The sequence below is a fragment of the Adhaeribacter aquaticus DSM 16391 genome (assembly GCF_000473365.1).
Lineage (GTDB): Bacteria > Bacteroidota > Bacteroidia > Cytophagales > Hymenobacteraceae > Adhaeribacter > Adhaeribacter aquaticus.
Genome location: NZ_KI421517.1, coordinates 325,623 through 348,317, shown reverse-complemented (window position 1 = coordinate 348,317; position 22,695 = coordinate 325,623). Strand labels below are relative to the sequence as shown.

Genomic DNA, 22,695 nt, shown 5'->3' with positions numbered 1-22,695 from the left:
TTTATAAATTGTAAAAGGAGGTTTAATATTTAAGGTTAATGCTCTAAAAATTTGTCTAAAATTTACAGTATGAGGTAAAAATTTAAGTATGTTATTTAAAAGCAAATAGGATTGACGGGAATGTAGCTTTTTAATCAATATGCACTATAGATTTCAACCTTCAACTTTAATCTATCTTGCTTTTTGGTAAAATTATTTGCTGAGGTTTATTAGGTGTTTAAGTTCTCTTTTTATAGAAAAGTAAATTGATTTTGTAGTATAGGCAATAAAAAAAGGGGTAGCTTTTAAAATCACCCCTTTTTTATTGGAAGTAGAGCAATTATGCGTGCATTTCAACTAAAGTTGATTCTGCTACGGTATGGGTGTTATAGGTAATGCTTTCGTTATGTTGAGTTGCATCAAGACCCAAAACTTCTTCTTCCTTGGTTACACAAAGAGGAGAAATCAAGTCTGTGACTTTAAGTAAAATAAAAGCGCCAATAAAGGAGAAGGCTACCACTATGCCCAAGGCTGTCATGTGAATGAAAAACAATTTAGTTTCGCCGTAGAATAATCCATTACCAGTAGTATTGGCAGAATTAATAGCGGTGTGCGCGAAAATGCCAGTCATAACCATGCCTACCATACCGCCTACCCCATGGCAGGGGAATACGTCCAGGGTGTCATCAATAGTTGTTTTGGCTCTCCAGGCCACTACCATGTTGCTGATTAAGCTAGCTGATACACCAATAAAGATACTTACAGAAATGCCTACAAAGCCGGCTGCAGGAGTAATGGCTACTAAACCAACTACAACACCAATGCAAAAACCCATAGCAGAAGGCTTTTTGCCTTTAAAGGCATCAAATAAGATCCAGGCTAAACCAGCAGCAGCGGCAGCCGTGTTGGTAGTTGCAAAAGCTGTAGCGGCTAAACTATTGGCGCCCACCGCCGAACCAGCGTTAAAGCCAAACCAGCCAAACCATAACAAGCCGGTTCCTAAGAGTACATAAGGTATATTAGCCGGAGCATGTGTTACTGCGCTTTTTCGCTTTCCTAAATATAGGGCAGCGGCTAAAGCGGCGCAGCCCGCTGAAATATGAACCACGGTTCCACCGGCAAAGTCTAAGGCGCCCATTTTAAATAAGAAGCCTTCCGGGTGCCAGGTCCAATGGGCTATTGGTGCGTAAATAAACATGCTGAACAAACACGCAAATAAAATATAAGAAGTAAAACGGATGCGCTCCGAGAAAGAACCGGTAATTAAAGCAGGTGCAATCACTGCAAACTTTAACTGGAAGAAGGCAAATAAAACTAACGGAATAGTGCTGGCCATAGGCCAAGGTTTGCTTTCTAATACGCCATTAAACATAAAGTAAGTGCGGGGATCGCCAATTAAGCCTCCAATATCATCACCAAAGGCAAGGCTAAAACCAATCGTTATCCATAATACACTAATAATGCCCATGCAAATAAAACTTTGCAGCATGGTAGAAATAACATTTTTGGCATTAACCATTCCGCCATAAAATAAAGCTAGACCAGGAGTCATGAGTAATACTAAGGCGGAAGCTGCCAGCATCCAGGCTACATCGCCTGTATTAATTCCTTCGGTTGGAATAGTGCCTGGGACACCTGATAATACCACGCCCAGAATACTAACAATGAGTAGTGTTGAGAAAGGGACAATAGATAATTTTTCTTTCATGAAGCAGGTTTATTAAAATGGCTAATTATTTATAAAATATATAATTTGTTGTAAAGTAATATAAAATTTTAGGCTTTATGCTGAAAAATAATAAAAAATTTTGGTAAGTGGTATTAAAATTTAGGTATTTGGTTGAAAATATTAGGAATATAAGCTTTTTTAAAAAGGTTAAACGGTATTTACTGGTGATAAACAACATAAATTGTAAAATGGCCTTTTTATTAAGAAATGGTTTAACAACCGTCATGGAATACAAGGGTGCTACTTATAATGTAGGCTTAATACCTGGAACCAAGAATGTGTTAGTGGGTGTGGATTAAATCGAAGGTCTTGCTATTTATGAGCACAGCATGCACGCTTATCCAGATATCAATGGTGCAGGTGCTGGGTTAGGGTTGCACGAAGACCCTATTAAGGTTTATGCCAATGCTGCAACTGCAATAGAAACAGAGTCGGCTATTAGGGTTAATGTATCGCCTATTGTCTCAAAATAAATTTTTACAAAAAATATAATCCAGAAGCCGGTAGGTTTTAACTATCGGCTTCTGGATTTTAAGTAAGGCTGTAATCCTTAAAAAAATACCTAATTCTTATCTTTAATATACAGAACGAGTATTTATATATAGGTTAGGCTTACCTGTTGGTTTAGATAATTGAATTAAACTTTAGTTCAAGTAAACGTGACTTGTAAAAAAAGGTAAGAAAGGGGTAGCTCAGGATATAGCACCAAAAATTATTGAATGAAACTTATCCCTAAAACATGTAGTAATAATGGCTTAGAATATTGTGGTAAGGTTAACTGAATTAACGCCTTTAAAAAGTAATTGCCTATCTTTGCCCCAGTTATATGTAAGTCTGCTATATTTATATAGTTAAGTTTTTTGCTGACTTGTTTTTATAACTGGTTTTAAATAATTCTAATAAATAATTATTACACGAAAATGAGTGAAGTAACAACAAAGTTTCGGCCCGGTGTCTTATTCGGGGATGAAGTAACAGAGCTGTTTAACTATGCCAACCAAAATAATTTTGCCTTACCGGCCGTAAACGTAATTGGTACGAACTCGGTAAACGCAGTATTGGAAACGGCAAAAGCTGTTAATTCTCCTGTAATTATTCAGTTTTCACATGGTGGAGCACAGTTCTTTGCTGGTAAAGGTCTTTCTAACGACAGCCAGAAAGCTGCTATTGCTGGTGCTATTTCCGGCGCCCACCACGTACATTTAATGGCAGAGGCATATGGTGTGCCTGTAATCTTACATACCGATCATGCTGCTAAAAAACTTTTGCCTTGGATTGATGGTTTACTGGATGCTGGCGAGAAATTCTTTGCCCAGCACAGAAAGCCGCTTTTCAGCTCACACATGCTTGACTTATCAGAAGAAGAACTGAAAGAAAATGTGGAAACCTGTGTTACTTACCTGAAGCGGATGGATAAGTTAGGGATGACAGTTGAGATTGAACTTGGCGTAACGGGTGGTGAAGAAGATGGCGTTGATAATTCAGGAATAGATAGCTCCCGATTATACACTCAGCCAGAAGAGGTTGCTTATGCTTACGAAGAACTTAGTAAAGTAAGTAAACGATTTACTATTGCTGCTGCTTTTGGTAACGTGCATGGTGTTTACAAGCCAGGTAATGTAGAGTTGCGCCCTGATATCCTTAAAAATTCCCAGGAATATTTATCTGAGAAACTAGGATTAGCTAAAAACTCCATAAATTTTGTTTTCCATGGTGGTTCAGGTTCTGAGAAAGAGAAAATTACAGAAGCTATTGAGTATGGTGCTGTTAAAATGAACATTGATACTGATATGCAATGGGCTTTCTGGGAAGGGATCAAGAACTACTACGAAAAAAAGAAAGAGTTCTTACAAGCACAGATAGGTAACCCGGAAGGAGAGGACTCGCCAAATAAGAAATTTTATGACCCGCGTGTTTGGTTACGTGAAGGCGAAAATAACTTTATTGCCCGGTTGAAAGAAGCTTTCACTGACCTGAATGCTAACAACAGAAATATTTAATTATATAAACTATTTTTATATAAAAAAGGTGAAGCACATGCTTCACCTTTTTTATTTGCCTACGAGTTAAAAAACTTTAAGCAATTACACTGGTAAAAGATAAATACTGAAAGTCAGGATCAACTAAAACTGCTCTTTCATTATTTTGATCATTAATTTCCACCTCGTCTTGTGAAACTAAATGACCATTGGCCTCCCAGCTGGCAATTGTAAATGGCAAACCATGTAATATGATTTTATATTTATAATAAGATGGTGTATAAGAACCTGCCGTATTCTGAGATATAGAAATAGTATTTTTGGAGCCAGTTACTCTAAACGTTTTTAGAATGGATTTGCCTTCTTTGTAATCATAATTAAGACCATTGTCCTCATAAAGTATGCTCTGCAAGCTCCCTTCTATATAGTAAATGTGTAAAGTGACCTCTTGTATTTCTTTTTCGCCTATAAATTGCTGCACCGGATAAAAAGGTATTACAGCGCCAGCTCTTATATATATAGGTATGCGGTTTAGCTGAGCTTCGGCCCATACTTCTTTGCCACCAGTTTCTGCTTTATCGTCCCAGAAATAATACCAGTTGCCTTTTGGTAAATAAAGCCAGCGTCCATCAACTTCGGCCTGCGTAATAGGGCAAATTAATAAATTGTCGCCAAGTCCGAATTCAGCCATTCGGCTATAGGTTTCAGAATCCCATTGGTCCAGGAAAACCAGGGGGCGGAGCATGGGTGTCCCAAAAGTGGCATATTGCCAGAATGTAGTATATATATAAGGTATAAGCTGGTAGCGTAACTCTATAAATTTTTTAGCCAGAAGCGTATACTCCTCGCCAAATGACCAAGGTTCCTGGTCGCCATGATCGCCGGAGGAGTGTGTGCGAAACAAGGCATGAAAAATACCTAACTGAAGCCAGCGTATGTATAATTCACCGGTGGGGCTTTCAATAAAGCCGCCAATATCGGAGCCGGTAAAGGAGATACCGGAAATACTTAGCCGCTGGCATTGGATATTGGCCAGCCATACATGATCCCAGGAAGCTACGTTATCGCCAGTCCAGGTAGAGGAAAAACGTTGTAAACCCGAATAACCTGACCTGGAAATTACAAAGGGTCTCTCGGGGTAAATATATTTTTTAACTCCCTGGTAGGTGGCCCGGGCCATTTGCATACCGTAAATATTATGGCTTTTACGGTGGCTGGTCGGATTACCATCATAATCAAAACGAACATCATCCGGAAAGGTACCTTCTTCAAAAACAGCTGGTTCGTTCATGTCGTTCCAGATACCTTTTACGCCGTTGTCAGCAATTAAACCTTTAAATAAATCAGCCCACCATTCCCTAACTTCTGGTCGGGTATAATCTGGGAAGTGGCAAAGCCCTGGCCAAACCGATCCTTTCAAATAGGGGCCATCGGCCCGGCGGCAGAAATAATCTTTCTCTAACCCTTCTTTATAAACCCAGTAGTTCTTATCTATCTTTATACCAGGATCAATAATAACTATTGTTTTAAAGCCATCTGCAGCTAACTCTTGCACCATGCGGGTAGGGTCCGGAAAATAATCTTTGTTCCACGTAAAGCAGCGAAAACCTTCCATGTAGTCTATGTCCAGGTACAATGCATCACAGGGAATTTGCCGGTCCCGGAATTCTTTCCCTATAGCTTTAAATTTATCTTCGGGATAATAGCTCCATTTGCATTGGTGATACCCTAAAGCCCATAAGGGCGGAAGTTCTGGTAGTCCGGTAAGGCAAGTGTATTGTTCTACTACCTCTGTCAGTTCCGGGCCATAAATAAAATAATAATTCATTTCGCCACCCTGAGCCCAAAAGCTGGTAATATTGGATCGTTCGCTGGCAAAATCAAAAAAGGAGCGAAAGGAATTGTCGAAAAATATGCCGTAGGCGGTTTTCTGGTGCAGACCAATATAAAAAGGAATGTTTTTATAAAGCGGATCAGAGTTTTTGCCATAGCCGTAGGTATCGCTTCCCCAATTCTGAAGTTGTTTTCCGCGCAGGTTTAAATTACAGGTTTTATCGCCTAAGCCATAGTAAAATTCTCCACTCTGTACTTTTTTGCTAATTTTTACAATATCATTGCCGGTATGCAGGTCATACTCCCAATGGTACCCTTTCTCGTCCTCATTTAAAATATTTCCCGATTTATCGGCTATGCGCACACGTAACCCTTCTTTTGAAATGGTGCATATAAGTCGGTCAGTAGTAATCCGGTAATGGTCCAGTTTCTCTTTGAAAGCAATTTGAGGAGCGGCAGGCTGGTAGTTAGCATCTATGGCATAAGAAAAATCAGGTGAAAAATTTCCATCGTTAGCAAAACGAAACCGTATAATTTTATCAGAGACCAATTGAAGCATTAAAACCACATCATTGTCACTGTAAAAGGAAAATTGGTTTCCGGATTGGTTGTAATCTATGGCATTACCCGGAAATAAGTCTGCTTTCTTATTTGCCAGGTCATTAATCATGTAATTATTTTCCTTGATTTTTTCTTGCATAGAGGTTCAAAACCTGTTGTAAAATGATGGAAATTTTAAAGGTTTAAATATTGAGCAGGATTTGTGTAAAAATTTCAAAAAAATAAAATAAAAATTAGAAAAAATTTATGTTTTAAATAAAATTATTTTTATTTTTGAAATAAGAAAACGTGTTATACGTGCCGGTAGAAAAAAAAGGTGTCTGAAAATAAGTTTTTTCTATATATTTAGTTCCAAGAGGTTTAGAGATAAAATAGAAAGCATAGGAGAGTAAGTATAAATCCTGATCCAATATACGTATTTAGTCATAAATAAATTTAAGTAATTAGACATAGCAAATCTGGGATACTTTAGAGTAGATTTACCGTATAAGTGCTAGTTTAAATTTTAACGCCTGAGATCAATAATATCGATAATCAATATATGACAAAAATGAACGTTTTGCTGCTAGGGTGGGATTTCCCACCCGTTGTTAAGGATGGATTGGGGGCAGCGTGTTATGGTATTTCGAAAGCATTAGCTAACCGAGTTAATCTTTCTTTAATTTTACCAAAATCCGATCCCGAATTTATATTAAAAAATGTAGATCTAACAGGGCTTAATAATTTAGACTTAAAAAATATTAAACCAGTAATTGAAAAACCTGGGTTTAGTACTTTCTCAGAGGCTGAATATGTGCAGCAAGAAATTCAGCCCTACGGCGCATCTGTAAAAACCGGACCAGAGCTTGTAGAAGAACCTAAAATAGAACTGCCGGGTGAGGCAGCATCGGTAGGAGTGTTGGGCAGCGAAGAAAATCTGGATGAAATAGCCCAGAATGTAGAGGAGTTACAAATTTTTGGTCATACTGATTTAAGTTTAATCGATAGTAACTCGCAGGTAATTCATTTTGCCCGTTATGCTAGCCGTTTTGCTTCTTACAAACCTTATGATGCCATTTATGCTTATGACTGGCGTACCTACCTGGCTGGAATAGAATTGAAATTAGTAAGTGGTAAGCCTTTGGTTATACATGTAAGTTCTTTAAGCGAAGACCGGGGCGGTCCGGATTCCAGAGGATGGGTGTATGAATTAGAAAAACAAGCTTTAGAAAAGTGCGATTATGTAATTGCTGTCGGAGCAGAAATAGCTGCCGGAATAGAGGAAGTATATAAAATTGCGCCATCAAAAATTAAAGTTTTAGAGCTAGACATACCTGAGGAAGCTGAAACTTCTGCTGATGATGATATTGCCAATGAAATTTTTAATATGGAAGTTTCTGAAAGCAATAACGAAGAAGTAAAAACTGCCTTAGCCATGAGTGAGGCGCAACAGCAGGATTGGGAAGAAGCCGGAGATGAAATTTTAGAGATACTGCGGAAGGTTACTTACGAGTCTCAGGAAGTTTAAGGTTATAAATATTATCTAAATAAGCAAGAAGAGCCGGTTTTTAGCCGGCTCTCTTTATTTCATAATTAACACAAATCTCTCTTTATTTGAATTATCTATTTTCTTTAAGAAGCTATAAAATGTATTGTCTAGATCAGGAGAATATTCTCCCTGCTTAAATAAAACTTTTCTAGTAAATGTTATACTATTACCCTCTGCTTTTACTGTTGATGAAAAGGTGCCAAAAGGGGTGGTTATGTTGATGGATTGTGGAAGATACTCAACTTTAAAACTCTCAGGAATATTAAAAGTAATAATATCTTCATCATAAAAACCTCTTTCAATTCGTATCTTTTGCCTACATTTTAAAATATCTTTTGGATTAGATGAATTTTCGACCAATTGATAAATAGGTATAAAAAGTAAAGATGAATTAATGGTTCCATAACTTTCTGCTTTAACTTCTATCTTTTCTTCAGTAAAAGGAGTATCAGTTTTTTGTTGATAAACTTTATAGGTTACAACATTTAGGTTATTTATATTATAAAATTTCTCTATAAGCTCTTTATGTTCTTTTTCATGCCTGTTAACAATGAATTTCCTACGTTCATATTGGATTCCTTCGAAACGAGTATGAATGTTTCCATTTAAGTTACCTTTCTCATCAATAACCAGATTAATCGATTTTAATTGTTTGTTCTCCTCCGGTTGGTAAGTTTTTGTACGTACAATTATACCTCCATTTTCTGTATAAAGTAGAGCTTTGCGATCGTCAGTAAATGTCCCTAAATAACCCATTGGAGCATCACGGCTAGTGCATTCTAACCAGATGGTATCCTTAGCAATAGGAACACAAAGAATTGCATGGTTTCCTTGGAAAGCACTGGCAAAATCTGATTGGTAATTAGTTTTGTAAAAACCTGCATGTACTTCTGTGTAATAGGAAGGAATGTTAGCAGCCTTAAGTAAAGCTTTTGTATAATTAGTTAGAGCTTTACAATCACCGTACCCAAGTTTATTAACCTCTTCCGCTTTCATGGGCTGTAATCCTCCTATTCCAATTTGAACACTGATGTAACGGTTTTTTTGCTGGGCATACTCATAAATTTTCCTTACTCTTTCAACAGGAGATAATATACCTTTGACTAAATTTTTAATCTCTTCATTTGTGGTTGGAGGTAATTGATCTCGGTCTTTTAATAAATTTTCGAAAGCCCACTTTCCGTACTCCTGCCAATTAGAAAAAGAGCCGGATAAACCTTCATAAGTGAATTTTACAGGCGCTACTTCTACCCAAGGTACAACTTGTGATAAGGGGGGAGTAAAAGGTTCTGCTTTGAAGGCTGGTAACTTGTGAAGTTCCCATTCTGTAATTTTATTACCATCCTGTTGGTATTCCTTACGAAGAGTATTTACAGAGTGCTCCTTTAGTCGGATAGAATAATCAGGTTTAGAAATAAAAGTAAATTTACTTTTCTCAACAGCTATATCTAATCCTTTTTGGGGAATCCAACGTGGAAAGTAGAAAGTATGGTTTCTTCTTTCTTCATATTCATACTCTATGATATAAGGAAACTCTGTTATAGAGGGTTTATAGTATTTAACCCTACTGTCTTCGAAGAGTGAAATATCACTTATAGCACTTACATCCTTAAATTCATTGGCGTTTACCTTTTTTATAATCTTACCATGCGCATCATAAACAGAAACTTTAATATTTTTAATAGGCGAGGCATGTGTGTAATAAAGGTATATATTAGCGTATTCTATTCCGCTACTATTTAAAATTGTGATAGCTTCTTTTCGTTTAAATATAACATTATTTAAGGTCTTAACTTCCACTATATTTTCCTGAAATCTTACAATTGCATTTGCATTCTTGTATAATTCATCTGTAATCAAAGCTACATTATAAGGATGATTTTGTGCATTAAGATTAAGTATGAAACAATAAAATAATAGCGTATATAGAAACCTGGGCGCTTTCACTAAATATTTTTATTAAAAATCAAAGTAGTATTATATGACTGAATAATTTTAGCAAAAAGTTCTTTTAAATAGTGATATTCATCAGGAGAATAGATAGGTTTATTTAAAAAGACATTATTAGTTACTATTACTTTATTGCCCATAATTTGAAAATTAAGCATAAACTTTCCCCCTTCATTTGGTAAAGCCACCGCAATTGACGTAGGAGTATCTTTTAATTCAAATTGGGAAGGGTAGGTTAAGGTTAAAATATATTGAGTCTCAATAGGCATTCCTAAATTAACAGGATAAAAACGATCCTTTGAGGAAAATGGGTTTTTACTCCAATCTTTAATAAAGAAGGGGTCAAGGAGAAGTTTTGTGTTGTTTAGATTGTCATAGCCTTCTATTTCTACCTCATAGGATTTTATAATATTTTTTTCAAGGTCATCCAAATTAGTTATTACATACTTGTTAATTTTTATTCTATCCAATTTGTTGTTTTCCTCTTCAATGTAAGCATCCTGTGTATTGAAAGATTTTATTTTCTTTCGTTCACTCAATGCATCATATCCATAAGATGTTAGAGTCATTTTCCCTTTTAATGTGCCATCATTTTGAAGAGCAATATCTAAGTAAGTAACTCTTTTATCTTTTTGAGTAGGTTTAACATCTGTCCAATATGAAGGTCCTTTAAACGGAATTACACGACCTTTTCCGTTTAAACAACGAATCGGGAGTGTGCCAAATGGTAGGAAATTATCAGAAGCATCAAGAAAATACATTTTATTGTTTATCTTAACTTGTGCAATAACATAATTGAAATCTGAAATAACGGGATAGAGGTCTATAGGAGTGCCATTTTCGCGCGTTGATAGCAGGATAGGATCTGTTTTGAAACCTGCATAATTTAAGGCAGCTATCAAGGAGAGGTTTATGTCGCCTATGTTTCCGGACCTTTCTTCAAATGCTTTTTTAATACCTAAATCACTAAAAATCCCAAACCTTTCATTCCATTTATAATGACTCTTTATAATATTAAAAATTTTTTGAGCTGCTTGCAGAGAATCTAACTTCCCAGATACAAGGGTTATAATATCATCTTTAAATAATTCCTTTCCTCTCCGTAACTGCCCTCCAAATTTTGGTTCAATTCTTAATTCCTGATCGGCATCATTCCAGGATTTTGTTAATTTATCTACCTTCCCATTAAAATCTCTTACTTCTGCTAATTCATAATTGATGGAAGCTAAAAAGTCAGTTTTAGCTGTCATGTATGCTTCTTCTTTGAAAGCAGGTATATCCATCATAACATACTTACTGAAAGTACAATCAGCTTTTCCTCCTGCGCTACTGGTAAAACAGTCTCTTAAAACAGAAACTTCGTTTTTAGCAAGTTTAAAAGGTCCTTTTAATGCTATATTGTATACATAATTTCCTGGAATAGATGTCCAGTATTCACTTTGGAGCTTTGGAATTTCTGATTGAAAATCCCACTTTCTGAAATTATATAAAAAAGGAGATTCCAGAGTATAGGCAACTTCTATTATTGAACCTTCCTTTATACTAGGTAAAGTAAATTTTAGGATGTCCCAATTTTTATTGACATTTTCAGTATAAAATTTCCCGTTAAATTTAGTCTCTACAATTTTTCCATTTTCTAAGTTGAATGTGGAAGCTTTTAAACCTTTCAAAAGTTCAGCCCTTCCTGATGTTTTATGAATGGGTATTGAAAAGTTTGCTTGTTCAAATCCCTTACTATTAAAAATTTTAATTAGAGAATGAAATTGATGAATAAGGTGGAAATTTTCATTTGTGATACTTGAATTTCCAAATTCATTTAGTATTAGAGCGTTGGCAGTGGAGTCTTTTGGGTAAAACTTCATCTGTAATTCATTAACATTTACTTTCCCATAATTAAAACCGAAATCTTGGGAATGAACAGATTCAATAAACAATAAGAAAAAAAGAGTTAGTAGAAATTTATTCATCAGAACCTATGGAGTATTAAATGGAAAAGAATAAATATATAGGATTTGAATTATTATAGGGCTTTTTAATAGAAATATGAAATTACTATTTTTTATAGCGAGATCGTAACTATAAACAAATATTTTATAAGTTCACTTTTCAATTTTATTCTAAACAAAGAGAGCCAGTTTCTAGCCAGCTCTCTTTATTTTATACCCTATTGTCCTCCTGTAGCGGCATCGCCACCGCTCTTGGCATCATCGTTATTTATTCTCTTCTTACGGCGGGGCTGGTTTTTAAAATCCATTTTTCCGAATTGGTAATTAAAAGATACCCGCAGTTGTCGGTTATAAACATATAAGGTATTTTGGAAATCTACCGCCTGGGTACTGGAGTAAGTGCGTTGCCGTATAGTTTTATTAAAAGGGTTATCTACGCCGGCGCTTATGCTGCCTTTTTTATTAAACAATTCTTTTTTAAGCGCTAAACTGTTATAATTAAAGGCCGCCGATTTGCCTTGCAAGGTTAAGCGTGGCGAGTTATAATAGCCAAATACTTGCATACTCAGTCCTTTGGGGAATTGCCAACTAGCATTAATGTTGCCATTGTACATAAAGCTTCCTCTGTTAATGTTCAAAGCTTGACTGCTCATGTTCATGTAAAATAAATTAAGATTACTGCTAATATTCCCTTTTTTTAGAAACCGGGAGTTGCCAAACAAAGTAAGGCCATAACTGCCGTTCCTGCCCAAATTACCGAAGGTGGTATAAACAATTTTATTAACTGGTTCCGGTACATAAGCTTCTATAGCATTATTCGTTTGTCGCCAGAATAAGGCAGCATTAAGGGTGGTGCCTTTAAAAAAGGTGCTATAATTCAATTCATACGAGTGGCTTAATTCTGCTCTTAAGAAAGGGTTTCCTACCTGCCTATATAAAGAGTCGGTTCGGTTTTCGTAAGGGTTCAGGAAATACAACTGGGGCCGCTGAATACGTTGCGTATAGTTAAGTCGTAGTTTCTGATTCTTAGGCAAATCCCGGGCAATGGAAATACTCGGGATTAAATTGCCATAGTCGGGTATAGAGGCTTTGCCCAGTAAGAAGTTAGCTTTTATATTCGTGTATTCGTAACGGCTTCCTATTTTAAAACTGTATTTTTTATTCAGGTTAAAACTGTAAGTAGCATAAGACGCTACTACACGCTGGTTGTAATCAAATTTATCATTCGGTGCATCCTTATTAGGTAAAAAAGGTCCTTCGTTAGCAGATCGGTTATATTGAATGTCGCTATGCGCATTTCGGATAATAGTTTTAGCTCCGATTTCTAACGCTGCATTCTTGGGGAAAGGCTGTGTGTAATCTGTCTGAAACGTTATTTCTTCATTATTGGCAAAGTTTACATTTCTTTCTCTAAAGAGTAAGGAGCTATGCATATCCCATTGGTCGATATGCATAAGGTTGTCCCGGTTGTTTTTGCTATATAATCCTAAAAAGGAAAGTTCCTGTTGCGGCTTAGCAAAGGTTTTGGTATATTCAAAATTAAGGTCATAAATACTGCCTTTCATCTGGCTGTTATTCCTTCTTTGGAAAGCACTTATTTGGTCATTATTAATGGTGGAAGCTATTTGGGTACTTTTGATAGTAAAGTTAGGATCGTTGAGCCGGATACCCGCTGATAAGGTATTACGTTTATTTATTTCGTAGTCTGTTCCAAATTGCATGTACTTAAAGGTACCTTCCTGGCGACCGGTGGTTAATTGGGTTACCTTATCAATCTGGTCATTATTTTTATAAATTGTTTGAAGTTCCATTCGGCCAGGATTATTGCCCCTGCTTAACCCCATTGAGCTGTTAAAACCCCATTTGCTTTTTCGGTAATTAATATTTCCGTTAGCATTGCTGTTGCGGGTACCGTAAGATAAATTCACATTACCCGTAAGACCCTGAAGGTTATTTTTTTTAGTAATTATATTTATGATGCCGGCGGTTCCTTCGGCATCGTACTTAGCCGATGGACTGGTGATGATTTCTACGCTTTTTATTTGCTCCGAAGGTATTTGGCGTAAAGCTTCCGCAATACTGCCTGCCATTATGCTGGAAGGCTTGTTATTGATAAGTACCCGGATGTTGGAAGAGCCCCGCAATTGCACATTGCCCTCTAGGTCTACGGTTAAGCCAGGTACCTTTTTAAGAACATCGGCGGCATTTCCGCTTATATTAGATATATCTTTTTCGGCATTATACACCATCCGATCAACTTTTTCTTCTACCAGCGGACGTTCTCCGGTAACTGAAACTTCTTTTAATAACTTAGCATCTGATTTTACTGTTATTGCCCCCAGATTTACCTCATTTTTGTCTTTGCTTACCTGTATATTTTCTAAGAATTTTGTTTCGTAACCAATAAAACTTATCGAAACCCGGTACTCTCCGGGAGGCACCCTAATAATAGAGAATTTTCCTTTTTCATCGGAGATAGCTCCATCTACGGCTTTGCCCGTAGCTTTTAGAAGTAAGGTAATAGTCGCAAATTCTATGGGGCTTTTAGTTGTTTCATCTTGTATAATGCCTGCTATTTTGCCATTACCTTTTATGGTTTGTAAAGCCGGAATGGCGTTCAAATCAGGAGGAGCTGCTGGTTGTGGGGTATTAGATGATTTCTGGGTTGGTGTTTGCGCCTGGAGAGTCTCAATTGAAAGGAAGCCAGCCAGTAGCAGGAATAAAATTTTTTTCATGGTTTAAGGGTGTTAAAACAGTTGCATAAATCATCTTCTCAGGGTGTTTTCTATTAATAACCAAAACTAAATAACTGAAGCTCCTAAATATTAGCTTCCGGTTCGTTTATTAGGTTAATCAGATAACTGAAAAAAAATATATTGCAGCCCCCCACCATAAGTGGCAGTATGCGCAATACTGAATTAAGATGTTAAATAAACCAATTTTGCCGTTTCACGGGAAAATTGATTTAAGAAGAATATGCGTCTAAAGCCCTTAAAATATCCTGCTTCTAAACCTCTGTCACTCTTTAAGAGAAAGAGACAAAAAAAATACTATCGTACTAGTAATTAAGATGAATAGGAAAAGAGTTTTCCATAATGTATGGTCATAAAAATTATTTAATCCTATAATTAAGGATTACCCATTAAACTATATAGTCAGTAATAGATACAACTAGTTGACAATGAAATATAATTGTTAGATGAATAACGCCAATCGCTTTAATTATTATATTTAAATTAATAATTATTTAAGAAAAAATAGGATTTAGTTTGGGATGAAATAACTAAGGTTTGTTCGGCAATAAGCTAATCCAAATACATTAGCAGGTAAGTATTTTCCAGGTATCATCCTGAAGTTTAATAATAAGTGGAAAGGAGTTTGATTGATAGGGGAATTAGCCACTGTTAAAAGCCAGGCTGAAAAACTATATAAGGAAAAAGGCATACAAATAAGCCGCCTTGGGTAATATAAATTACCCAAGGCGGCTTTTAAGTTTAATCTACTTTTTTCAAAACAAGTGCTGTTCGATTGGTAACGTAAATTTTTAAACGGGTGTGGCCATCTCTTTCAAATGTAGGGTAATCTAAATCGTCAGCAATCCGGTTGAACCCTCCAAACTGCGGAGCATCGGAATTTAAAATAATCCGATAACGGCCAGTTGCAGGTACCCAGAATTCATAATCGGAAATAGAGCGGGTAGCACTAAAGTTAAATATAAATATCAAGTTGGCTCGCTCAAAAATAACCACCTTGTTTGAGGTATCCATATTAATCTGCCGGCCAGGTAAAGCGCTAAGAACCTTGTTCTGACGAATTGTTTCTGTCATAGCCTTGTCGAATTCACTCATGTATTTGTATTTTAAATCCGGGTTATCAATTAAAGACCACTGGCGCCGGGCATGTTTGTAGCTCCAATTATTTCCTATTCTTGGAAAATCAATCCATTCAGGGTGGCCAAATTCATTGCCCATAAAGTTTAAATAAGCTTCGCCACCTAAAGAAATGGTAAATAACCGGATAAGTTTATGTAGCGCAATACCTCTGTCAATAACTAAGTTGGGGTCATTAACATGCATGTGGAAGTACATTTCCTTGTCCATTAGCCAAAAGGCAAGGGTTTTATCCCCAACCATGGCCTGGTCATGCGATTCGGCATAGGCAACCGTTTTTTCTTTGTAGCGCCGGTTACTCATTACTCCCCATAACTCATAAATATTCCATTCCTCGTCGCGTTTATGTTTTAAGAGCTTAATCCAATAATCCGGAATGCCCATCCCTAACCGATAGTCAAAACCGATTCCGCCTTCCTCAACAGTACGGCACAATCCAGGCATGCCGCTCATATCTTCTGCTATGCTTAAAGCATTAGGTTTTATTTGTTTTATTAAGTTATTAGCTAGCTGCAGGTAAGTAATGGCCTCGTTATCTACGCCTGCTTTAAAGTACCGGTCATAATGGTCGAAAGCTACACCTTCGCCATGGTGCTTGTAAAGCATAGAAGTTACGCCATCAAAACGGAATCCATCAAAGTGGAATTCTTCTAACCAATAACGTAAGTTAGAAAGCAGGAACTGGCGGACGCCTTGTTTTCCATAATCAAAGACCCTTGAATCCCAGGCGGGATGGAAACCCTGAGGTCCCGGATGAAAATACTGATCTCCTGATCCATCAAAATTAACCAAACCTTCTGCCACGTTTTTTACAGCATGGGAGTGCACCACATCCATAACCACGGCAATCCCTAACTTATGCGCCTCATTTACCAGGTGCTTCAAATCTTCTGGCGTACCGAATTTAGAAGAAACGGCAAAAAAATTGGAAACATGGTAGCCAAAAGAACCATAATACGGATGTTCCATAACGGCCATTAGTTGTATGCAATTATAGCCGCCCTTGTGTATTCGGGGTAAAACATTTTCCGTAAATTCCTGAAAAGTGCCCAAGCCTTCTTTTTCCTGAGCCATACCAATGTGCGTCTCATAAATAATGGGCTCAGTAATTAATTCAGTAGAAAAATTACCATCTTCCCAGCCAAAAGGGATGTCTTCCCAAACCTGCCCAGCAAAATCATAAGTTTCCGGGTTTTGTACGGCCCGGCGGATATAAGGGGGAATTCGATCTAAGTGGCCATTTTCGGCATGTATGTGCACTTTTACTTTTGAGCCATGCGTGAATGTATGGGCGTATTCCGCATCTGGTAGAAATATTTCCCAAATGCCTTGCTCATTCCGGGTAAGCGGGTGCGATTCCCGGTTCCATTCATTAAAATCACCTATTAAATATAATCTGTAAGCAGCCGGTGCCCATTCCCGGTACCACCAGCCTTTATTTTCACTATCATAATTAATACCTAAATATTTATGAGCATTGGCAAAATTAAGTAAAGAGCCATGTTCAGTTTCTATTTTGTACTTGGCCTCATAAAATGTTTTCTGGCGTTTTTCTAAAATAATTTCATAAGGTTTCAGCCAGGGGTCATCTTGTATTAATTGCAACTGCGAAACGGTTTCTTTTTTCATAGTATCGGTTTCTTCTTATAGAAGCTGGTATGCCAAAGGTTTATACGGAAAGATAATTCTTTTATTTAAGTATGGGAAAATTAAAATTTATAGATATATAATTAAGTTATACAGGTTTAATACTGAATAAAAGCCTGATTAGGTTTTTATTTTTTATAAAATCAATTCTTACCTGAATCTACTATTCAACCCTTACATAGCTAAATTCCCAGTGCTTTTGCTCCTGCTAATATTAAAGGTGCTTTTTAGAGGTACAGTATTAATAAATAATAATATTTAATTTTTTATTTGGAATAATTCTAAATAGACACTTCCTTTGTCTTATTAAGAATTAATCTAAATAATATTTATAGATATCACGCATGAAACAAATTTTCCCTTCTCACTATTTTTTACTGCCTTGCCTCATCTTGCTGCTGTTATTGGCAACGTTTGGTTTCGTTGCTGCTCAACAACATACACAGGCACCCAGTCACGAATATGTTTCAACCGGAGCAATTAAAGGAATTATTTTAACCTCTGATGGGAAACCAGTTGAATTTGCCAGCATCATGCTTAAAGGAACAAGTAAAGGGGATATGTCTTCAGAAGATGGTAAATTTCACCTCCGTAATGTGAAAGAAGGAACGCATACCATCATAACAAAATACATTGGTATACCAGATCAGGAAAAAGAAGTAACAGTAATTGCCGGTCAAACCAGTTTCTTAAAAGTTTTATTACCCACCAGCGCCCAGCAACTCAACGAGGTGGTTATAATTGATAAAAAGTCAGCTAATCAAAAGCCGGTAAGTGTAGGGAAAATTGCTATAGACCCTATGGATTTGCCTCAGAGTACTATTATAATAGAGAGAGAAGTACTGGAACAACAACAAGCATTACATTTAAGCGAAGTATTACAAAATGTTAGTGGTGTTTACCAGATGGGGAATACCGGAGGAACACAAGAGGAAATTGCCAGTCGGGGATTTGCAATGGGAAGTAGTAATACATTTAAAAATGGATCCCGATTTAATAATGGGGTAATGCCGGAGTTGACTTCAGTAGAAAAAGTAGAAATTTTAAAAGGGAGCAACGCTCTTTTATATGGAAATGTAGCAGCCGGTGGTGTTCTAAACTTAATAACCAAAAAACCTAAATTTGAAAGTGGGGGAGAAGTAAGTTTACGGGCTGGAAGCTACGATTTGTATAAACCTTCCTTAGATGTTTATGGGGCGGTTAACAATAGTGACAAAGTAGCCTACCGGTTAAATACAACTTACGAAAAGGCAAATAGTTTCCGGAATATAGTAAACTCAGAGCGTTTCTATATTAATCCTTCTTTACTAATTCAGGCTACCTCTAAAACGCAGTTATTGCTAGAAGCTGATTACTTAAAAGATAACCGCGTACCTGATTACGGGCTAGGAGCCATTAATTATTCGATTCCGGATGTGCCAAGAAACCGGTTCCTGGGAGCTACCTGGGCCAATTATGAAGCTATTCAAAAAACCGCTACAGCTACTGTTACCCACAAATTAAACAATGCCTGGACAATAAAAGGAGTCACTTCTTTTCAGGAATTTTCTAAAGAAGAATATGGTACCGGACGCCCTTCCAGTACTAATATTAAGGGAGATGGTACTTTTACACGATCTTTACAGCAAACCGGTATTTTCGAAAAATATTATTTAGGTCAGCTGGATGTAACCGGAAATTTCTCAACCGGTTTCTTAAAGCATAATTTATTAATAGGAGCTGATGTAGACCGGTATCGGACAGAAGTGCCCACTTATGCAATTTTTGCCGATAGAAGTAACCCGCAAAAAGCTTCTACTGCTTATGATGTTATTAATATATTTAATCCGGAAACGTTTGCCAGCCAACGGACTGATATACCCGGCACAAAAATATTGACTACGGCTTATACCCCCATCAACCGGATGGGAACATATGTGCAGGATTTGCTACATGTAACCGATAAAATTAAAGTACTGGCTGGTATCCGGTATAGTTACCAGCGCACGAACTCCGGTACTGCTAAAAAATACGATGCGGCTTTCTCGCCAAGAGCAGGAGTAGTGTACCAACCTCGTAAAGCCACTTCGGTTTTTGCCAGTTATGCTAATTCCTTTGCCGTTAATACTGCAATCAGTGTTACCGGAAGAGCTGATCTGCCCCCTTCTATCATTGATCAGTATGAAGTTGGTGTAAAAAACGAGTTGTTTAAGGGATTGCTTTCTGCTAATGTAACTGCTTATAGAATTATTAATAGTAACGTTGCCCAATTAATATTACCGGCTACTGCTAATAACGCTTTCGAGTTGGCTGGTACTACGGCTAGTAAAGGTTTGGAAGTAGACCTGATGAGTAAATCAATACGTGGGTTTTCATTTATAGGGGGATACAGCTACAATGATACCCGTTTTATTAAGAGTTCGGTAAACGTAGAAGGCAGCCGTCTGCGTTACAACCCGGCGCATACAGCCAATGCCAGCTTATATTATACTGTAACCGGCAACAATAAATTAAACGGGTTAAATTTAGGCTTTACTTCCTTCTATATAGGTGATCGGTTAGCTGGCCGCTCCACCAGAACTAATGTAGCCAACGATACTTGGCAACTAATGCCTTTACCAGATTATTTCCTGTTTGATACCCATATAGGTTATACTTTAAATAAAGTATCTTTGCGAGTTAAAGTAACAAATTTATTTAATCAGCTTAGCTATAATGCCCATGATGATAATAGCATAAACCCGATTGCTCCAAGACAGTTTACTACAACCGTTTCATATAAATTTTAAACAAAAATTTAGTGCTGGTACTGCTTTAAAGGCTAGCTCTAAATTTCAGACAACAGGAAACAAAATAACAAAACAAATAAAGACAAATTAACATGAAGAATTTTTTCCGATCCATTCACTTATATCTGAGCCTGGCGGCAGGTCTTGTGATTGCGCTTGTGTGTTTAACAGGGGCGGCATTAGTTTTTGAAAAAGAATGGATGCAAACCATCTACCCGGAAAGGTATAAGGTGGAAGCAGGATCGGGGAGAGTACCGCTAGACCAATTATTATCGACCTTGCAACAATCCAAGCCTGATGCAAAAGTTGCTGGCTTGCGCGTATATGGAGATCTAACCCGTACGGTTGAAATTAATTTTACAGAGGAAAAAGCGGAGAATAGCCCAAAGGAAGAAGTTGGCCAGGCTAAAGGACAAGGTGGAGAAAATAAAAAAGGGGACAAAGGCGGAAATGGTGGCAAGGGACCGGAAAAGAAACCACAAATGAACCAGGCTTATTTTAACCCTTATACTGGCGCTTTAATAACAACTTCTAAACAACGAAATGCATTTTTCACCAATGTTTTTGGTTTGCACCGGTGGTTATTAAATCAGGATGGGCCGGGTAAACTAATTGTAGGGGTAAGTACTGTTTTTTTCTTATTTATTATACTAACCGGTATTGTTCTTTGGTGGCCAAAAACTAAAAAGGTACTTCAGCAGCGGCTTACCTTAAGATGGGATGCTGGTTGGAAACGCATTAATCACGATCTGCACATTGTTATAGGCTTTTACACTGCCATTTTTTTATTTGTTTTTGCTTTTACTGGTTTAGCCTGGTCGTTTGAATGGTTTAATGACAGTATCTACAAATTAACCAATTCAGATAAGCAACAGCCAGAGCCCCCATTGTCGCTGGTACAGGAAGGCGCTTCTACCATTGGTTTTGAGAAAGCTTTTCAGGTAGTACAAAACAGAATGCCAAATGCTGAGTTTTATACCTTAAATAAACCCAAAGAAGCAGCAGATGCATTTAGTATTACCGTTATGCCCGGAAATGCCCGGCACGAGCGGGATACCAATCAACTATTTGTAGATCAGTACTCCGGGGAGGTTTTAAAAGAAATATTATTTAAAGATAAAAATTTAGGCCAGCGGGTCAGAGCTACTTTTTACCCGGTACACGTAGGGTCAATAGGGGGGCTGCCGGGCCGTGTCATTGCTTTTATTTGTTGTATTGCAGGCTTTACTTTCCCTATTACCGGGGTTATTCTTTGGCTTAATCGGCTAAATAAGAACCGTAAGAAAAAAGAGAAGAAAGTTCTGAAACAAAGAGTATAATAATTTATATTAGTTGCATAAAAAAAGCCTTCTGTAAATAACGGAAGGCTTTTTTATTTATGTTTTACTTAATTAGATGGTCATAATTTCTGCTTCTTTTTTGCTAAGCAGTTCGTCTACTTTTACAATATAACTATCAGTTAGTTTCTGAACTTTGCCTTCAGCATCTTTAACGGAATCCTCAGCAGCACCCTCTTTTAATAGCTTACGCAGCGAGTCATTCACATCTTTCCGGATATTCCGTACCCGAACCTTTCCGCTTTCGCCTTCGGCTTTTGCCTGCTTCACTAAGTCTTTCCGGCGTTGTTCAGTTAAAGCCGGTATATTCAGCCGTACGCCGTCGGCTTCCTGTAAGGGTTGAATGCCTAAATCACTATTTTTAAGTGCCTTATTTATCTCGCCAATCAGGTTTTTCTCCCAGGGTTTAATAAATATAGTGCGGTGATCAGGAGTACTAACATTGGCAACCTGTGAAATAGGAGTTGGCGTGCCATAATAATCTACCCGAATATCTTGTACCATAGCCGGAGAGGCTTTGCCCGCTCTGATCTTAGTTAGTTCGCTGCTGGTGTGCTGCAATGCCTTTTGCATTGACTCTTCGGCTTCGCTCAGATAAAACTGAATTTCTTCTTCCATGATTATTGGTTATCGGTTTTTAGGATCAGTTGTCGGTTTTGGGATTAACGCAAACCGATTAATTATCACGTCAAAAAAACGATATTTTATTGATAATTAAAAGTTATAGTTTTAAGTGCTTGTTCTATAGGTAAAAGCAAAGTGATTAAACAAAGAAAACTTATTTTAATCACTTACTCCTGCATTACATTGTTACCAAAGTACCTACGCTTTCACCTTCTACTACCTTACGTAAATTGCCTGGCTTATTCATGTCAAAGACAATAATTGGTAGTTCATTTTCTTTGCAAAGCGTGAAGGCGGTCATATCCATAACGTTTAAGTTCTTCTCAAAAACATCCTGAAAACTAATAGTGGTATAGCGAGTAGCCGAAGGGTCTTTTTCCGGATCGGCGGTATAAATACCATCAACACGTGTACCTTTAAGAACTACATCGGCTTCTATTTCAATGGCACGTAAACTAGCTGCTGAGTCCGTGGTAAAATAAGGGCTACCAATTCCAGCACCAAAAATAACTACTCTGCCTTTTTCCAGGTGGCGCATGGCTCGCCGGCGAATGTAAGGCTCACAAACCTGCTGAATATTAATACCAGAAAGTAAACGGGTATGTACACCCGCTTTTTCCAGGGCGCTTTGTAATGCCATACTATTTATAACCGTGGCCAGCATCCCCATGTAGTCGCCCTGTACCCGGTCCAGGCCTACGTTCTCTGCCTGTACTCCTCTGAAGATATTTCCTCCTCCAATTACCACAGCTACCTGTACACCCTGGTCTACTATCCCTTTTACATCTTCTGCATATTGAACTAACCGATTAGTATCAATCCCATACTGCTGTTCGCCCATCAAGGCCTCGCCACTTAGCTTTAAAAGTATCTTTTTATATTTCACGCTATTATTAATTATTAATTTGCTATACCTTTTAATTT

The 22,695-nt window shown here is 37.3% G+C and carries 13 protein-coding genes; 5 read left to right on the top strand and 8 right to left on the bottom strand.

From position 1 onward, the window contains the following. Window positions 1-319: 319 nt before the first annotated feature. A complete protein-coding gene (locus ADHAQ_RS24410) occupies window positions 320-1,687 on the bottom strand; it encodes an ammonium transporter (RefSeq protein ID WP_051359687.1) in 1,368 nt (455 codons plus the stop codon). Window positions 1,688-2,037: 350 nt separating this feature from the next. Here ADHAQ_RS24410 and ADHAQ_RS27955 point away from each other — a divergent pair, with 350 nt between their 5' ends. Both ADHAQ_RS27955 and fbaA read left to right on the top strand, forming a co-directional pair. Then, a complete protein-coding gene (locus ADHAQ_RS27955) occupies window positions 2,038-2,181 on the top strand; it encodes a hypothetical protein (RefSeq protein WP_157433334.1) in 144 nt (47 codons plus the stop codon). A 447-nt stretch (window positions 2,182-2,628) separates the two neighbouring features. Next, on the top strand, window positions 2,629-3,708 hold the full coding sequence (gene fbaA / locus ADHAQ_RS0103425) for a class II fructose-bisphosphate aldolase (protein ID WP_026461738.1): 1,080 nt from the start codon (window positions 2,629-2,631) through the stop codon (window positions 3,706-3,708). 76 nt (window positions 3,709-3,784) lie between these two features. On the opposite strand, the gene ADHAQ_RS0103420 is transcribed toward fbaA, so the two are convergent. Beyond that, window positions 3,785-6,220 (bottom strand): glycoside hydrolase family 31 protein, encoded by a 2,436-nt coding sequence (locus ADHAQ_RS0103420; RefSeq protein ID WP_245590568.1) that lies wholly within the window; start codon window positions 6,218-6,220, stop codon window positions 3,785-3,787. A gap of 402 nt (window positions 6,221-6,622) precedes the next feature. On the opposite strand from ADHAQ_RS0103420, the gene ADHAQ_RS0103415 reads away from it, so the two are divergent. Beyond that, window positions 6,623-7,588, top strand: coding sequence for a glycosyltransferase family 4 protein (locus ADHAQ_RS0103415; RefSeq protein ID WP_026461736.1), 966 nt, complete (start codon window positions 6,623-6,625; stop codon window positions 7,586-7,588). 54 nt (window positions 7,589-7,642) lie between these two features. On the opposite strand, the gene ADHAQ_RS24405 is transcribed toward ADHAQ_RS0103415, so the two are convergent. The 4 genes from ADHAQ_RS24405 to ADHAQ_RS0103395 all read right to left on the bottom strand — a co-directional run bounded on the left by ADHAQ_RS24405 (window position 7,643) and on the right by ADHAQ_RS0103395 (window position 17,024). Continuing rightward, window positions 7,643-9,469 carry a DUF3857 domain-containing protein gene (locus ADHAQ_RS24405; protein WP_051359686.1) on the bottom strand — a complete coding sequence of 609 codons (1,827 nt, stop codon included), beginning with the start codon at window positions 9,467-9,469 and terminating at the stop codon, window positions 7,643-7,645. A gap of 86 nt (window positions 9,470-9,555) precedes the next feature. Beyond that, window positions 9,556-11,526, bottom strand: a complete 1,971-nt coding sequence (locus ADHAQ_RS0103405; RefSeq protein WP_026461735.1) for a DUF3858 domain-containing protein — start codon at window positions 11,524-11,526, stop codon at window positions 9,556-9,558. 197 nt (window positions 11,527-11,723) lie between these two features. After that, entirely contained in the window at window positions 11,724-14,240 is a 2,517-nt protein-coding gene (locus ADHAQ_RS0103400) for a TonB-dependent receptor (RefSeq protein WP_026461734.1), read from the bottom strand. 759 nt (window positions 14,241-14,999) lie between these two features. Further along, complete coding sequence (locus tag ADHAQ_RS0103395; protein ID WP_026461733.1) at window positions 15,000-17,024, bottom strand: alpha-amylase family glycosyl hydrolase; 2,025 nt, start codon at window positions 17,022-17,024, stop codon at window positions 15,000-15,002. A 362-nt stretch (window positions 17,025-17,386) separates the two neighbouring features. On the opposite strand from ADHAQ_RS0103395, the gene ADHAQ_RS0103390 reads away from it, so the two are divergent. Then, window positions 17,387-19,810 (top strand): TonB-dependent receptor, encoded by a 2,424-nt coding sequence (locus ADHAQ_RS0103390; RefSeq protein WP_026461732.1) that lies wholly within the window; start codon window positions 17,387-17,389, stop codon window positions 19,808-19,810. 92 nt (window positions 19,811-19,902) lie between these two features. Next, window positions 19,903-21,129 (top strand): PepSY-associated TM helix domain-containing protein, encoded by a 1,227-nt coding sequence (locus ADHAQ_RS0103385; protein ID WP_026461731.1) that lies wholly within the window; start codon window positions 19,903-19,905, stop codon window positions 21,127-21,129. A 72-nt stretch (window positions 21,130-21,201) separates the two neighbouring features. On the opposite strand, the gene frr is transcribed toward ADHAQ_RS0103385, so the two are convergent. Continuing rightward, window positions 21,202-21,765: a ribosome recycling factor gene (gene frr, locus ADHAQ_RS0103380; RefSeq protein ID WP_026461730.1), complete on the bottom strand. Its 564-nt coding sequence runs from the start codon at window positions 21,763-21,765 to the stop codon at window positions 21,202-21,204. Between the two features lie 184 nt (window positions 21,766-21,949). Continuing rightward, window positions 21,950-22,657 carry a UMP kinase gene (pyrH, locus tag ADHAQ_RS0103375; protein ID WP_026461729.1) on the bottom strand — a complete coding sequence of 236 codons (708 nt, stop codon included), beginning with the start codon at window positions 22,655-22,657 and terminating at the stop codon, window positions 21,950-21,952. Window positions 22,658-22,695 lie beyond the last annotated feature (38 nt).

Coding starts and splice junctions, on each gene's coding strand:
- ADHAQ_RS27955 (WP_157433334.1), top strand. CDS start 2,038: ATGCACGCTTATCCAGATATCAATGGTGCAGGTGCTGGGTTAGGGTTG.
- ADHAQ_RS0103415 (WP_026461736.1), top strand. CDS start 6,623: ATGACAAAAATGAACGTTTTGCTGCTAGGGTGGGATTTCCCACCCGTT.
- fbaA (WP_026461738.1), top strand. CDS start 2,629: ATGAGTGAAGTAACAACAAAGTTTCGGCCCGGTGTCTTATTCGGGGAT.
- ADHAQ_RS0103420 (WP_245590568.1), bottom strand. CDS start 6,220: ATGCAAGAAAAAATCAAGGAAAATAATTACATGATTAATGACCTGGCA.
- ADHAQ_RS0103395 (WP_026461733.1), bottom strand. CDS start 17,024: ATGAAAAAAGAAACCGTTTCGCAGTTGCAATTAATACAAGATGACCCC.
- ADHAQ_RS0103385 (WP_026461731.1), top strand. CDS start 19,903: ATGAAGAATTTTTTCCGATCCATTCACTTATATCTGAGCCTGGCGGCA.
- frr (WP_026461730.1), bottom strand. CDS start 21,765: ATGGAAGAAGAAATTCAGTTTTATCTGAGCGAAGCCGAAGAGTCAATG.
- ADHAQ_RS24410 (WP_051359687.1), bottom strand. CDS start 1,687: ATGAAAGAAAAATTATCTATTGTCCCTTTCTCAACACTACTCATTGTT.
- ADHAQ_RS0103390 (WP_026461732.1), top strand. CDS start 17,387: ATGAAACAAATTTTCCCTTCTCACTATTTTTTACTGCCTTGCCTCATC.
- ADHAQ_RS0103405 (WP_026461735.1), bottom strand. CDS start 11,526: ATGAATAAATTTCTACTAACTCTTTTTTTCTTATTGTTTATTGAATCT.
- ADHAQ_RS0103400 (WP_026461734.1), bottom strand. CDS start 14,240: ATGAAAAAAATTTTATTCCTGCTACTGGCTGGCTTCCTTTCAATTGAG.